At 72.9% G+C, this 14191-nt stretch carries 11 protein-coding genes; 5 read left to right on the top strand and 6 right to left on the bottom strand.

The features are described 5' to 3' along the window. Positions 1-8: 8 nt before the first annotated feature. On the bottom strand, positions 9-2189 hold the full coding sequence (locus tag AC4MBH_RS15715) for an FHA domain-containing protein (protein WP_491795849.1): 2181 nt from the start codon (positions 2187-2189) through the stop codon (positions 9-11). A 148-nt stretch (positions 2190-2337) separates the two neighbouring features. Between AC4MBH_RS15715 and AC4MBH_RS15710 the strand changes: the two genes are divergently transcribed. The 3 genes from AC4MBH_RS15710 to AC4MBH_RS15700 are packed head-to-tail and all read left to right on the top strand — an operon-like array spanning position 2338 to position 5342. Then, on the top strand, positions 2338-3135 hold the full coding sequence (locus tag AC4MBH_RS15710) for a deoxyribonuclease IV (protein ID WP_491795848.1): 798 nt from the start codon (positions 2338-2340) through the stop codon (positions 3133-3135). A gap of 10 nt (positions 3136-3145) precedes the next feature. Then, positions 3146-4288 carry a lipid II:glycine glycyltransferase FemX gene (locus tag AC4MBH_RS15705; protein ID WP_491795847.1) on the top strand — a complete coding sequence of 381 codons (1143 nt, stop codon included), beginning with the start codon at positions 3146-3148 and terminating at the stop codon, positions 4286-4288. A 4-nt stretch (positions 4289-4292) separates the two neighbouring features. Next, positions 4293-5342 carry an alanine racemase gene (locus tag AC4MBH_RS15700; protein ID WP_491795846.1) on the top strand — a complete coding sequence of 350 codons (1050 nt, stop codon included), beginning with the start codon at positions 4293-4295 and terminating at the stop codon, positions 5340-5342. On the opposite strand, the gene AC4MBH_RS15695 is transcribed toward AC4MBH_RS15700, so the two are convergent. Beyond that, positions 5303-6712 (bottom strand): glycosyltransferase family 87 protein, encoded by a 1410-nt coding sequence (locus tag AC4MBH_RS15695; RefSeq protein WP_491795845.1) that lies wholly within the window; start codon positions 6710-6712, stop codon positions 5303-5305. The two genes, AC4MBH_RS15700 and AC4MBH_RS15695, sit on opposite strands and share 40 nt — an antisense overlap. Continuing rightward, positions 6709-9114 carry a transglycosylase domain-containing protein gene (locus AC4MBH_RS15690; protein WP_491795844.1) on the bottom strand — a complete coding sequence of 802 codons (2406 nt, stop codon included), beginning with the start codon at positions 9112-9114 and terminating at the stop codon, positions 6709-6711. The genes AC4MBH_RS15695 and AC4MBH_RS15690 overlap by 4 nt, the downstream gene beginning before the upstream one ends. A 173-nt stretch (positions 9115-9287) precedes the next feature. On the opposite strand from AC4MBH_RS15690, the gene AC4MBH_RS15685 reads away from it, so the two are divergent. Continuing rightward, the gene (locus AC4MBH_RS15685) at positions 9288-9860 is read left to right on the top strand and encodes a PadR family transcriptional regulator (protein ID WP_491795843.1); all 573 of its coding nucleotides are present in this window, start codon (positions 9288-9290) and stop codon (positions 9858-9860) included. 88 nt (positions 9861-9948) lie between these two features. Next, entirely contained in the window at positions 9949-11034 is a 1086-nt protein-coding gene (locus AC4MBH_RS15680; RefSeq protein ID WP_491795842.1) for an inositol-3-phosphate synthase, read from the top strand. 68 nt (positions 11035-11102) lie between these two features. On the opposite strand, the gene AC4MBH_RS15675 is transcribed toward AC4MBH_RS15680, so the two are convergent. The 3 genes from AC4MBH_RS15675 to AC4MBH_RS15665 all read right to left on the bottom strand — a co-directional run bounded on the left by AC4MBH_RS15675 (position 11103) and on the right by AC4MBH_RS15665 (position 14175). Further along, complete coding sequence (locus tag AC4MBH_RS15675; protein WP_491795841.1) at positions 11103-12137, bottom strand: MerR family transcriptional regulator; 1035 nt, start codon at positions 12135-12137, stop codon at positions 11103-11105. An 86-nt stretch (positions 12138-12223) separates the two neighbouring features. After that, the gene (locus tag AC4MBH_RS15670; RefSeq protein WP_491795840.1) at positions 12224-12706 is read right to left on the bottom strand and encodes an SRPBCC family protein; all 483 of its coding nucleotides are present in this window, start codon (positions 12704-12706) and stop codon (positions 12224-12226) included. A gap of 32 nt (positions 12707-12738) precedes the next feature. Further along, entirely contained in the window at positions 12739-14175 is a 1437-nt protein-coding gene (locus tag AC4MBH_RS15665; RefSeq protein ID WP_491795839.1) for a CCA tRNA nucleotidyltransferase, read from the bottom strand. Between the last annotated feature and the right edge of the window lie 16 nt (positions 14176-14191).

The raw sequence follows: 14191 nt of genomic DNA, 5'->3' as shown, positions 1-14191 counted from the left end.
AGGCCGGCCTAGCGGTCGGAGAAGAGGACAGGGTTCTCGACGGTGACGTCGCCCTCCTGGCCGAGGCTGAGCACGGCGGTCACGCCGGGGACGTCGCCCTCGAGGGTCAGCGGGGCGGAGATGCAGGTGGGCGCCTCGTCGCCGTCCCAGACGCCGGAGAGGGTGTCGACCCGGCTGCCGTCGTCGAGGTAGAAGTCGACCGAGAGCGGCAGCCCGGTGGGGACGCCCTCGAGGGTGAACTCGGCGTGCACGGTGTCGCCGACCGCGACCCCGGGCAGCTCCTGGGCCGTGCCGGGCTCGCTGGTCGCCGCGCAGCTGCCCTCGTCGCCGTCGGCGGCCCAGCCGTTGGCGACGACGACGGCGTCGGTCGGCAGGCCGGGGTCGGTGGGCATCTCGTCGAGGTAGGGCGAGACGTAGTCGGGGTCACCGCCGTCCTCGGCGATCCCGAGCACCTCGTCGGCGAGGTTGACCGGCACGATCAGGGCGGAGCCCTGGGTGATGGAGCCGGCGTCCATGGAGGCGGCGGTGATGACGCGGGTGTTCAGCCCGATGATCTCGCCGGCCTCGTTGATCGACGGTCCACCCGAGTTGCCGGACCCGAGCCGGACGTCGCTGTCGATGGAGCCGCGGTCGGTGCCGATCACGGGGTCGGCCTGGAAGGTGGAGACCACGCCCTCGGTGACGGTGAGCGGACGGTCGCCCTGCGCGGTGACGTTGCCGATGGCCGGGTAGCCGAGCGCGATGATCCGGTCGCCGGTGCGCACGGCGTCGCTGTCGCCGATGGGGAGCGGCTCGGGCAGGTCGAGCTCGGCGGGGTCGATCTCGTTGCCGTCGATGTCGGCGTCGATCTGGAGCACGGCTACGTCGAGGTAGCCGTCGGAGACGATCGGGTTGGCGCGGTAGAGCGCCTCGGCGGGGGCGTCGTCGTCGCCCCCGGTGGTCAGCGAGACGGTGAGGAACGCCGGGTCGACCTCCGTGGAGCCCTGTCCGGGCGCGTCGGGGTCGCCGACGTGGGCGTTGGTGAGGATCAGGCCGTCCTCGCTGATCACCGACCCCGAGCCCGACCACAGCACCTGGCCGCTCTCGTCGGTCGCCTGGAGGAGCACGGTGGCCGCCTTGGCGCGGTCGAGCGCCGCGGCCCGGTCGACCGTGGGCGAGGAGGTGTCGGTGGGGTCGCCGCCGCGTGCGACGTCGGCGGGTTCGTCGTCGTCGACCAGCGCGACCACGCCCCAGGTGAGGCCCAGGACGGCCAGCAGGCCGACCACGGCGGCGGCCACCCCGACCAGGTTCCGCCGGCGCTTGCGGCGCTTCAGCCCCGCGGAGGCCTGGCCGGCCGCGACCACCGGCACCACCTCGAGCTCGTAGCCGGCCGTGGGGTGGCCCAGGCTGACCTCGAGCGGCTCGTCGATCCGGAACGACGTCACCCGCTCGCCGTCGACGAACGTCCCTGCGGTCGACCGGTCGACCCACCACCAGCCGTCGGGGCGGGGCTCGACGACGGCGTGCAGCCGGGAGACCGCCTGGTCGTCGGCGTGCACCTCGAGCGCGGGGTCGCGGCCGATCCGCACCGGTACGCCGCCGGGGAAGCGCAGGTCACCGCCGACGCGCCGGCGCACGAGCAGGCCCGGTCCGGAGAGGCCGGGCAGCCCGGTGATGGCGCCGGTGACCATCGTCTGCTCCAGCAGCGGGTTGTGCTCAGCGGTGTAGGGGCCCTGCCCCTGGCCGGGCCCCTGGCCGGGCTGCTGGCCGAACTGCTGGGTGGGCGGCGGCCCGGGCACGTACGACGGCCCGGGCGGGGCGTCGTACGACGGGGGGCCGGGGTGGGCCGGCGGCGGTGCCGCCAGGGGGTCCTGGGCCGGCGGGGCCGGCGGCGGGGCGGCGGCCGGGGCGCTCACGGTCACGGTGAGCTGAAAGGAGCGTCCCTGGTCGCCGAACCCGATGGCGGTGGTGCCCTGCAGCGCGGCCCGCTCGACGCGGCGGCCGTTGACCCAGGTGCCCAGGGAGGAGCCGGTGTCGACGACCTCCCAGCCCTCGCCGAGGGCGCGGATCTCGGCGTGGCGGCGCGAGACCGACGGGTCGGTGGCCACGATGTCGGCGTTGGCGTCGCGACCGATCCGGAACACGCGGGCGCCCTCGGTCGAGTCGGCCGACCAGGTGCGGTCGGCGGACTGGATGCGGATGCTGCTCATCAGGGCTCCCGGTCGAGGCGGTGCTGCAGGTCGGGCGGAGTCCCGAGGCCGCGAGACGAATGGTAGAGAACGTGCCCGTGCCGCGGCAGCCTCACACCCGTCGTACCTGGGACGACGGGATGTCGGTGGGGGTTCCTAGAGTGCTGCCATGAGCCAGCCCGCGATCGGCGCCCACGTCGACCAGACCGACCCGCTCGCCGAGGCCAGCGCCCGCGAGGCGCCGCTGGTGCAGTTCTTCCTGGGCGACCCGCAGGGCTACCAGGGTCCCGAGCTCCGCTACGCCGGCGGCGCCGAGGGTCTGCGCGCCGACGCCGAGGCGGCCGGCGTCGACCTCTACGTCCACGCGCCCTACATCGTCAACGTCGCCACCACCAACAACCGCATCCGCATCCCCAGCCGCAAGCTGCTCCAGCAGCACGTCGACGCCGCAGCCGCCATCGGTGCCAAGGGCCTGATCGTGCACGGCGGTCACGTCGGCAAGGACGACGACCCCGAGAAGGGGTTCGACAACTGGCGCAAGGCCATCGAGGCCACCGACCTCAAGCTGCCGCTGCTCATCGAGAACACCGCCGGCGGCGACAACGCGATGACCCGCTACCTCGACCGCATCGGGCGCGTGTGGGAGGCGATCTCGCGGGCCGAGGGCGCCGACCAGGTGGGCTTCTGCCTCGACACCTGCCACGCCCACGCCGGCGGCAACGCGCTCGAGAGCGTCGTCGACGACGTACGCCGCATCACCGGGCGGATCGACCTGGTGCACTGCAACGACAGCCGCGACGAGTTCGACTCCGGCGCCGACCGGCACGCCAACTTCGGGGCCGGCAAGATCGACCCCGACCTGCTCGCCGCGGTGGTCCGCGAGGCCGGCGCGCCGGTGGTCTGCGAGACCCCGGGCGGGGCCGCCGAGCACACGGCCGACTTCGCCTGGCTGCGAGACCGGCTCTAACCTCGGTCTGGTGACCTACGACGTGCGCGTGACCTCGGCCGACGAGCACCTCGCCTTCGTCGACTCCCGGCCCTCGGCCAGCTTCCTCCAGACCCCCGCGTGGGGTCTGGTGAAGGCGGAGTGGCGGCACGAGTCGATCGGCTGGTTCGGCGCCGACGGCACCCAAGTGGGTGCGGCGCTGGTGCTCTACCGCCAGCTGCCCCGGGTCAAGCGCTACCTCGCCTACCTGCCCGAGGGTCCGCTGCTCGACTGGTCGAGCGACGACCTGGGTCCCTGGCTGCGGCCGCTGGCGGCCCACGTGCGCGAGCAGGGCGCCTTCGGGGTGCGGATCGGGCCGCCGGTGGTGACCCGGCGCTGGGACGCCGCCACGATCAAGGCCGGCATCGCCGACCCCGACGTACGCCGCCTCGACGACCTCGCGCCCACCGACCGCGACGCCGTCGGCGCCCGGGTGGTCAGCCAGCTCCACGAGCTGGGGTGGCGGCCGCAGGCGGTCGAGGGCGGGTTCGCCGCCGGCCAGCCGCGGCACGTCTTCCAGGTGCCGCTGCGCCACCCCGACGGCACCCCCCGCACCGAGGACGACGTGCTCAAGGGCATGAACCAGCTGTGGCGCCGCAACATCAAGAAGGCCGCCAAGGAGGGCGTCGAGGTCTCCACCGCCGACGCCCACGACGTCGGCACCGACCTCAAGGCCTTCCACGACCTCTACGTCCACACCGCCGAGCGCGACCACTTCACGCCGCGCCCGCTGTCGTACTTCCGCACCATGGTCGACGCCCTCTGCGCCGAGCGTCCCGAGCGGCTCCGGCTGTGGTTCGCCCACCACCAGGGCGACCTGGTCGCCGCCACCATCGCGATCCGCGTCGGCGAGCACGCCTGGTACTCCTACGGCGCGTCCTCGACCGAGAAGCGCGAGGTGCGCGGGTCCAACGCGGTGCAGTGGGCGATGGTGCGCGACGCCCTCGCGGCCGGCGCCGCCGTCTACGACCTGCGCGGCATCACCGACACCCTCGACGCCGACGACCCGCACGCGGGGCTGATCCAGTTCAAGGTGGGCACCGGGGGCGAGGCCGTCGAGCACGCCGGCGAGTGGGACCTCCCCCTCAACCGCCCGCTCTACCGCGCCTTCTCCCTCTACATGAGCAGGCGGTGACCTGATGGGCCTCACACTCACCGCCGACGGGCCGCGCTGGCGCGCCCACCTGCGCGGCGTCGCCGACGCGACGCCGGGACTCGTGCCGGTGGTCAAGGGCAACGGCTACGGCTTCGGCCCGGGTCGGCTGGCCCGCAAGAGCCAGTGGCTCGGCGCCGACACCATCGCGGTCGGCACCTACGAGGAGCTGCCCGAGGTCGTCGACCGCTTCGACGGCTCGCTGCTCGTGCTCACCCCGTGGCGGCCGTTCGTCCCCGACCTCGACCCCGCGCTCGCGCGCCGGGTGATCCACACCGTCGGCCGCGTCGACGACGTCGACGCGCTGCTCACCCGCCAGCCCGGCGCCCGGGTCGTGCTCGAGCTGCTGACCTCGATGCAGCGGCACGGGTTCGCCGCCCGCGAGCTGTGGGAGGCGGCCGACCACGTACGGCGCCACCACGCCCGGATCGAGGGCCTGGCACTGCACCTGCCGCTGGCCCAGGGCTCCCACCTCGGCGAGGTGCGCCGGCTCCTCAACGACGCGGTCGGCGCGGGTCTCGACGGGCTCGACACGGTCTGGGTCAGCCACCTCACCGCCGGTGAGCTCGACGCCCTGCGCTCGTCGTACGCCGACTTCACGATCCGCCCACGCATCGGCACCGGCCTGTGGCTCGGCGACCGCGGCGCGCTGTCGGTGACCGCGACCGTGCTCGACGTGCACGCGGTCGAGCGCGGCGACGCGTTCGGCTACCGCTCCCGCACCGCCCCCAAGTCGGGGCACCTGCTCGTCGTCAGCGGCGGCACCGCCCACGGCATCGGGCTCGAGGCGCCGACGGGCGACTCCTCGATCAAGGCCCGGGCCGCCACCCTGGCCCGCGGCGGCCTCGACGCGGTGGGCTTCGTGCGCTCGCCGTTCTCGATCGACGGCAAGCAGCGGCTGTTCGCCGAGCCGCCGCACATGCAGGCCTCGATGCTCTTCCTGCCCACCGGCGCCCGGGTGCCCGACGTCGGCGACGAGATCGACGTGCGGGTCCGCTACACCGCGACGACGTTCGACCGGGTCGTCGTCACGTAGGTCGGGACCGGCTCGCGCACCGGGTCGTCCTCGGGCCACCACACGTCGCGGGCGACGGCGGCGACGAGCCACAGGGTGCCGGCGAGGTGGACGCCGATCGCGATCCAGTAGAAGCCCGCCGTGCCGTTGCCGCCGGGTGAGAGCAGGCCGCCGAGCCACCACCAGGTCATCGCGAAGTACACCGCCTCGCACGCCTGCCAGACGAGCAGGTCGCGCCAGCGGGGCCGGGCGAGCGCGGCGAGCGGCAGGAGCCACAGCGCCTGCTCGGGCTCGTAGGCCACGCCGAGCACGAGCACGCCGGCCACCAGGAGGAGCGCCACCTGGCTGAGGCGGGGCCGGGCGGGGGCGAGCAGGACCATGGCCACGATGCCGACGGACCACAGCCCGACCAGCGTCCAGGCGACGATCAGGGCGGTCCCGGACGAGAGCCCTGCGGTCTGGTCGACGACGGTCCAGACCGATCCCTGGTCGGCCCCGCGCTCCCAGGCGGCCTCCCAGAACCGCTCCCACGGCGCGCGCCCGGTCAGGAAGGCCGGCGCGTTGAGCACCGACCACGCCGCGAGCGCCGTCACCACCGGCGGCAGCACCAGGGCGGGGCGCCGGTCGCGCAGGCACAGCACGACGTACGCCGCCAGCACCAGCACCGGCCACACCCCGGCGGCCGCGCCGACCCCGACCAGGGCCCCGGCCAGGACGGTCCGCCCGCGCGACCACGCCCACAGCGCGCCGGCGACGGCCGCGACGGGCAGCAGGTCCCAGGAGACGACCCCCGCCAGCGCGAGCACCGGCGCCGCGGCGAACCCGGCGGCGTCCCAGGGCCGCCTCCGGTGGGCGGCGGCGAGGGCGGCCGTCGCCAGCAGTGCGAGGAGGGCGAACCCCACCGCGTTGACCACCACGAACAGCCGGCGTTCGTCGTCGACCGCGGCGCTGTCGGCCACCGTGCCCGCGGGCTGGACCCGCCGCTCGGACACGTCCGGCGACCCGCTCAGGACGTGGGTGACGCGCGCGGCGGCGTAGGACCAGAGACCGACGAGCGCCGGCTCCTCGGTGGTGGCGTGCCGCTCGCGGGTCTCCCCGTCGGTCGACCACGGCCAGGCCAGCTCGGCGAGCCCGGTGCCGCTGTAGGCGTCGGGCACGTCGGAGACGCAGGCGTGGGTGTAGCGGGTGCCACCCGTGGTCGGCCACCCGTCCTGGGCGCACGCCGTCTTCGACAGCAGCCCGAGGGCGAACGTCAGCGCCGTGACCGCCAGCAGCACCCCCACCACGCCGAACCGGCGTCCGGGACCGGCGTGGTCGCCGACGGGCCCACCCACCACCTCGCTCAGCGAGGCCACCACCCGGTCGTCCCGGGTGGCGTGGACGTGCGTCACCCGCGTTCGCGCCCTGCGGTGGCCGCCGGTTGGGTGCTGGGCGGGTCGCTGGGCGAGGGCTCGCCGGTGGGCGGGCAGAGGACGCCGTCGCACGGCTCCTCGGGCTCCTCGGGCTCCTCTGGCTCGGGGGGCGGCTCCGACGTCGGCGGGTCAGGGGTCGGCTCCGGCTCCGGCTCCGGCTCCGGCTCGGGCTCCGGCTCGGGCTCCTCACCGCCGCCCCCGCCCCCGCTCTCCGGCGGCGGCGGGGTGTACTCGGGCTCGGGCGCCGGCGGTTCGTACTCCTCGTTGTCGTCGGAGTAGGCCTCGCCGTCGACGAAGACCGGCTCGGGGAACTCCTCGACCGGCAGGCCGTCGAGCTCGCGGGTCATGATCGCGTTCCAGGTGCGGGCCGGGTAGTTGCCACCGAAGTAGCCGTCCTTGCCGACCTCGGGCGAGTCCGGGAGCCACCCGTCGAGCTGGCCGTTACCCGGGCCGCGGACGTACATCACGGCGGTGGACAGCTGCGGGGTGAACCCGGCGAACCACGACGACGAGACGGCGCCACCGGTCTTGGTGGCCGTGCCGGTCTTGCCGGCGACGGGGCGGCCGTCCTCCATCCGGGCCAGGTCGCCCGACCCGCTCACGACGACCTGCTGCATCGCGTAGGCGACGTCGGCGGCGATGTCGGCGCTGATCGCGCGCTGCTTCTCCTCGCGGTGCTGGTAGAGCACCTCGCCCTCCTGGCTGGTCACCTCCTCGATCAGGTAGACCTCGGCCGCCTCGCCGCCGGCGGCGATGGTGGCGTAGCCGTTGGCCATGTTGATCGGGCTGACCGTCTGGGAGCCGAGCCCCACACCGGTCTCCGCCTTCAGACCGCCGGTGAAGTTGGGGATGCCGGGGTTGCGGGGCTTCGGCTCGGCCGGCGGGATGCCCATCTTCTCGGCCGTCTTGATGATCTTCTCCGGACCGTCGTCCATGGAGACCGTCAGGTCGATGAAGGCGGTGTTGATCGAGTCCTCGGTGGCCTGCACCAGGTCGACCGAGCTGCCGTAGTCCTCGTCGCCCTGGTTCTCGAACTCGGTGCCGTCGACGGCCTCGTAGGGCGAGTTGCCCTCGAACCGGTCGTTGAGGGAGAAGCCGGAGTCGATGCCGGCCGCGAGCGCGAACGGCTTGAACGTCGAGCCGGCCTGGCCGCCGGCGACCGCCCAGTTGATCTGGGAGTCGAGGAAGTCCTGGCCGCCGTAGAACCCGCGCAGCGCGCCGGTCCCGGGCTCGACCGTCGCGGCGCCGACGTGCAGCTGCCCCGGCTTGGTGAAGGTGTCGGTGGCCTCGGTGGGCCGGACGTCGGTAACACCGTCCTCGAGGGCCGTCATCGCCTTGCGGGTCAGCGTCGTGGTGATCCGCAGGCCGCCGCCGTCGATCTCCTCCTCGGTGAAGCGCGCGCCGGTGGCCTTGTTGCGCAGGTCGAGCAGCTCGTCCTTGATCAGGGTGAGCATGTGGCCCTTCTGGCCGCCGTAGGTGCTCTCGGCCTCCTGCGTCGGGAAGCCCGGCAGCCGCCTGGCCGCCTTGTCGGCTTCCTCGTCGCTGATGTCGCCGGTCTCGGCCATCGCCCCGACCACGTACTGGTAGCGGCCCTTGAGCGCCCGCCGGGCGTCCTTGCCGTCGGCCGGGTCGAGGTCGTTGGGGTCGTTGAGGACGCTGGCGAGCACCGCGGACTCGCGCAGGTCGAGGTCCTTGGCCGGCTTGTCGAAGTAGGCCTGGGCCGCGGCCTGGACGCCGTAGGCCCCGCGGCCGAAGTAGATGGTGTTGAGGTAGCCCTCGAGCACCTCGTCCTTGCTGTACTCGCGCTGGATCTTCAGCGACAGGATCGCTTCCTTGACCTTGCGCTTGTAGGACTGCTCCTGGGTCAGGTACAGGATCTTGACGTACTGCTGGGTGATCGTCGACGCGCCCTGGGTCGAGCCGCCCTTGGCGTTGTTGAAGACGGCGCGGAGGATGCCCCTGGAGTCGATGCCGTTGTTGGAGTAGAAGGTCTGGTCCTCGGCGGCGATCACGGCCTGCTTGAGGGTCTCGGGCATCTCGTCGAGCGAGATCGACTCGCGGTTCTGGATCGCGTAGCGCCCGACCTCCTCCTTCCCGTCGCCGTCGTAGTAGACGATCGAGGCGTTGGTGAGGAACTCGTCGTTGGGGTCGGGGATGTCGATCGTCTTGTAGAGCCAGACGAACCCGGCCACCGCGACGAGGGCGAGGACGACGAAGGCGACGCCCGCGCGCACGGCGTACTTGCGCAGCCGGCGCTTCCAGGTCATCGGCGGCCTGGCGCCCTTCGGCTTGCGCCCGAGGCGGGCCCGCAGGGGGTCGGACCAGGACCTGTCCTGGACGCTCGAGGACGCCGCACCCGCTGCCTTGCGCTTGCCTGCCACGCGTCGTCCCTTCGTCGCTCCCACGTACGCCGTCCCCACGGCGCGGCATCTCAGCGTACGGGCGGGTGCTGAGAGGAGCCGAAACCCGGGTGGCGACCCCGACCCGAGGGGCGACCTCACATCCGAAGCATCGACTTTTCCGGATCCGCGGATATATCGCTACGATAGGTCGCATGGCGCGTCGCAGTGATTCCATCGAGCTGGCAGTCCTCGGACTGCTGCACGAGGGACCCATGCACGGCTACGAGCTGCGCAAGCGGCTCAACCTGATGCTCGGGTGGGGCCGGGTGCTGTCCTACGGCTCGCTCTACCCGACGCTGAAGAAGATGCTCAAGGGCAACCTCATCGAGGAGCTCGCGCCGTCGCTCACCCCGACGTCGCGTCGGCCCAAGATCGTCTACCAGGTGACGCCCGCGGGCACGGCCGAGTTCGAGCGGTTGATGACCGACATCGGTCCGGCTGCGTGGGAGGACGACAACTTCGGCATCCGGTTCGCGTTCTTCGGACGCACCGACATGGAGATCCGGCTGCGGGTCCTCGAGGGCCGGCGGTCGCGGCTCCAGGAGCGGCTCGACCGGATCCAGCGGGAGCTGTCGATGACCGAGAAGGAGGTCGACCGCTACTCCGCCGAGCTCCAGCGGCACGGGGTCGAGTCGGCCGAGCGCGAGGTCCAGTGGCTCTCCGACCTGATCAACGCCGAGCGCAACCGGGCCGCCGTCCCACCGCCGGCCACGCAGAACCCCTGATCGACCTGATCGACCCGATCCACCGCTGCACCAGCTCCACCACAGACACCAAAGCACGCGACATGTTCGTCACACGAAGGGAAACCCCATGGGTTCGGTACGAGTAGCAATCGTCGGAGTGGGCAACTGCGCCACCTCCCTGGTCCAGGGGGTCACCTACTACCGTGACGCCGACCCGCACGGCACCGTCCCGGGCCTGATGCACGTCGCCTTCGGCGACTACCACGTCAAGGACGTCGAGTTCGTCCTCGCGTTCGACGTCGACGACAAGAAGGTCGGCAAGGACCTGTCCGAGGCGATCAACGCCTCGGAGAACAACACGATCAAGATCGCCGACGTCCCGACGCTCGGCGTCGAGGTCAAGCGCGGCCCGACCCTCGACGGCCTGGGCAAGTACTACCGGATGACGATCGAGGAGTCGGCCCAGGAGCCGGTCGACGTCGTCCAGGCGCTCAAGGACGCCGAGGTCGACGTGATGGTGTCCTACCTCCCGGTGGGCTCCGAGGAGGCCGACAAGTTCTACGCCCAGTGCGCCATCGACGCCGGCGTCGGCTTCGTCAACGCGCTGCCCGTCTTCATCGCCTCCGACCCGGTCTGGGCCAAGAAGTTCGAGGACGCCGGCGTCCCGATCGTCGGCGACGACATCAAGAGCCAGGTCGGCGCCACCATCACCCACCGCGTGATGGCGAAGCTGTTCGAGGACCGCGGCGTCGCCCTCGACCGCACCTACCAGCTCAACGTCGGCGGCAACATGGACTTCAAGAACATGCTCGAGCGCGAGCGCCTGGAGTCGAAGAAGATCTCCAAGACCCAGGCGGTGACCTCCAACCTCACCGGCGAGCTGGCCGACAAGACCGACAGCCGCAACGTGCACATCGGCCCGTCCGACTACGTCGCCTGGCTCGACGACCGCAAGTGGGCCTACGTCCGCCTCGAGGGCCGCGCGTTCGGCGACGTCCCGCTCAACCTGGAGTACAAGCTCGAGGTCTGGGACTCCCCCAACTCCGCCGGCATCATCATCGACGCCCTGCGCGCCTGCAAGATCGCCATGGACCGCGGCATCGGCGGCCCGCTCATCGGCGCATCGTCCTACCTGATGAAGAGCCCGCCGGTGCAGCTGCCCGACGACGAGGGCCGTCGCCACGTCGAGGCCTTCATTGCTGGCACCGAGTGAGCTGACGGCTCCCCCGCACCACCGCTGACAGGGCGGGCACCCCGACGGGGTGCCCGCCCTGCGCGTCCCTAGAGGTCGACGACCACCGCGGCGTGGTTGTCGGGCTCCCCCGCCGCCCGCACGGCGTCCGCGACCGCGTCGACGACGTCCTGCGGCGGACGCTCGGCGACGAGCAGGTCGGTCAGCGCCGCCGGGTCGAGCACGGCGTGCACGCCGTCGGTGGTGAGCACCAGCCGGTCGCCCGGTCGCACCGCGTGGATCGCGAGGTCGGGGGCGTACGGCGCGTCCACCGCGATCGCCCGGTTGATGATCACCCGGCGGTCGTCGGCGCGCGCCTCCTCCGGCGTGAGCCGGCCCTCGTCGACGAGCGTCTGCACGACGCTGTGGTCCCGGGTGAGCCGCTCGAGCCGCCCCTCGCGCACCAGGTAGGCGCGGGTGTCGCCCACGTGGGCGAGGACGACGTGGTCCGCGCCCAGCGCGAACGCGGTCACGGTGGTGGCGGCGTCGGGCCGGCCGGCGTACTTCTCCGCCACCAGCGCAGCCGCGCGGGCCACCGAGGCGTCCAGGGCGGCCAGGTCACCGGGCGCGAGCGCGCCGACCACGTCGGCGGCCACCCCCGGCGCGTTCCCGATGCCGTCGGCCACGGCGTAGACGCCGCCGTCGGTGCGCACCGCGTCGCACTGCGACGCGCGCCCGCCCTGCTCGGCGTACGACGCCGCCACGGCGGCGACCTGCTGGCTGTCGTGCGTGCCCATGTCCTGCTCCCTCTGGTCGAGCTCGGCCACGAGGTCGGCCACCAGCGCGCGGGTCGACGCGGCGTCGGCCTCGGCCTGGCGCCACCACGACGTCAGCTCGGCGGCCGCCGCCCGGCCCGAGCGGCCGGCCAGGTCGGCCACCACCCGGATCCGGGACAGCGGCATCCCGGCCAGCCGGAGCCGCGCGACCAGGCGCGCCCGGTCGAGCTGGTCCGCGGCGTACCAGCGGTAGCCCGAGACCGGGTCGACCTCGGCCGGGCGCAGCAGGCCCGACTCGTCGTACAACCGGAGCGCCTTGGCGCTCAGGCCGCTCGCCCGGGCCGCGTCGCCGATCGACATCAACCGCATGCGCCCCACGGTGCCTCCTCGTGCGCCGGTGCACCTCACCGGCGCACCGACCGTGCGGCTTGACCCTGGGACAAGGTCAACCCGGGTCAGGCGCGGGCGGCGGCCTCGGCCTCGGTCCTCACCCGCGCCAGGGTCTCGTGCATGCCCCGCTCGAGGCGCCGCGTGAACGACTCGACGCCGCCGAGGGCGACGCCGGTCAGGCGCAGGGAGAGCGGCGAGATGCCGTGCGGCACCTCGCGGCGCTGGGTGACGGTGGTGCCGCCGGTGGCGTTCTCGGTGAGCTCGAAGGACCAGATCGTCCGGTTCTCCTTGACCTTGAACGCGAAGTCGCGGTGCGGCTCGAACCGCACGACCACGGCGTTGGTCGGCCAGTGCAGCAGGCCCTGGCGGTTGAGGTTGGTGAAGGTCGCGCCCTGGCGGACCGCGCCGCCCCAGACCTTGGTGCGCACGACCTGCGGGCTCCACGAGGCCATCCGGGGCACGTCGGTGACCAGCGCCCACACCTGCGCCGGCGGGGCGGCGATGTCGATGGTCGCCTCGAGCTCCTGGTGCTGCTGGGTGTCGGCCATGGCCGGACCTTACTGAACGATGTTCAACAGCGTCACCGTGACGCCCACCACTCCAGCAGGGCCGCCCGTGCGGCGTCCTCGTCGAGCGGCCCGCGATCGAGCCGCAGCTCAAGCAGGAACGTGTAGGCGTCGCCGACCTCGCGGCCCGGACCGATGCCGAGGGCCTCCATGATCTGGTTGCCGTCGAGGTCGGGGCGCAACGAGGCCAGCTCCTCCTCCTCCGACAGCCGCGCGATGCGCTTCTCGAGGTCGTCGTAGGTCCGCCGGAGCCGCTCGGCCTTGCGCTGGTTGCGGGTCGTGCAGTCGGCCCGGGTCAGCACGTGCAGGCGCTCGAGCTGGTCGCCGGCGTCGCGCACGTAGCGGCGCACGGCCGAGTCGGTCCACTCCCCCGACCCGTATCCGTGGAAGCGCAGGTGCAGCTCGACCAGCTTGCTGACGGCGTCGATCTCGTCGTTGCTGAAGCGCAGCGCCTTCATCCGCTTGGTCGTCAGCTTGGCGCCGACGACGTCGTGGTGGTGGAAGGTGACGGTGCCGTCGCCGACCAGCCGCCGGGTGCGCGGCTTGCCGACGTCGTGCATCAGCGCGGCGAACCGCGAGACGAAGTCCGGCTCGCCGCCGAGCCGGTCCTCGAGGTCGATCGCCTGCTCCAGCACGGTCAACGTGTGCTCGTAGACGTCCTTGTGGCGGTGGTGCTCGTCGCGCTCGAGGCGCAGGGCCGGCAGCTCGGGCAGGACCAGCTCGGCCAGACCGGTATCGACCAGCAGCGTGAGGCCGAGCCGGGGGTACGGCGCGCAGATCAGCTTGACCAGCTCGTCGCGCACCCGCTCGGCACTGATGATCGTGATCCGCTCGGCCATCGCGGTCATCGCGGCGACCACCTCGGGTGCGACGGTGAACCCGAGCTGGGCGGCGAACCGCGCCGCGCGCAGCATCCGCAGCGGGTCGTCGCCGAAGGAGTCCTCCGGCCGGCCCGGGGTGCGCAGCACCCGGTGGGCGAGGTCGACGATCCCGCCGTAGGGGTCCTCGAACTGGCGGTCGGGCAGCGCCACGGCCATCGCGTTGACGGTGAAGTCGCGGCGGCCGAGGTCGCCGGCCAGCGAGTCGCCGTACTGCACCGTGGGGTTGCGCGAGGCGGGGTCGTAGCTCTCGGAGCGGTACGTCGTCACCTCGACCACCCACGGACCCTTGCGGGCGCCGATGGTCCCGAAGTCGCGGCCCATGTCCCACAGCGCGTCGCCCCAGCCGCCGAGGAGCCGCTCGGTCAGCTCGGGTCGGGCGGAGGTGGTGAAGTCGAGGTCGTGGTGGGAACGGCCGAGCATCGCGTCGCGCACCGGCCCGCCGACCAGGTGCAGCTCGTGGCCGGCGTCGGTGAAGAGCGCGCCGAGGCTGTCGATCAGCGGCGCGAGCCGGTCGAGCTCAGCCCCGACCCGACGCTGCACCTCGACGATCGACAGGGGCTCCACGGACACGGCGCGGAGTCTACGG

It is taken from the genome of Nocardioides sp. WJ219, assembly GCF_058559815.1.
The sequence above is the reverse complement of the archived record's forward strand: the minus strand, read 5'-3'. Positions and strand labels throughout refer to the sequence as shown.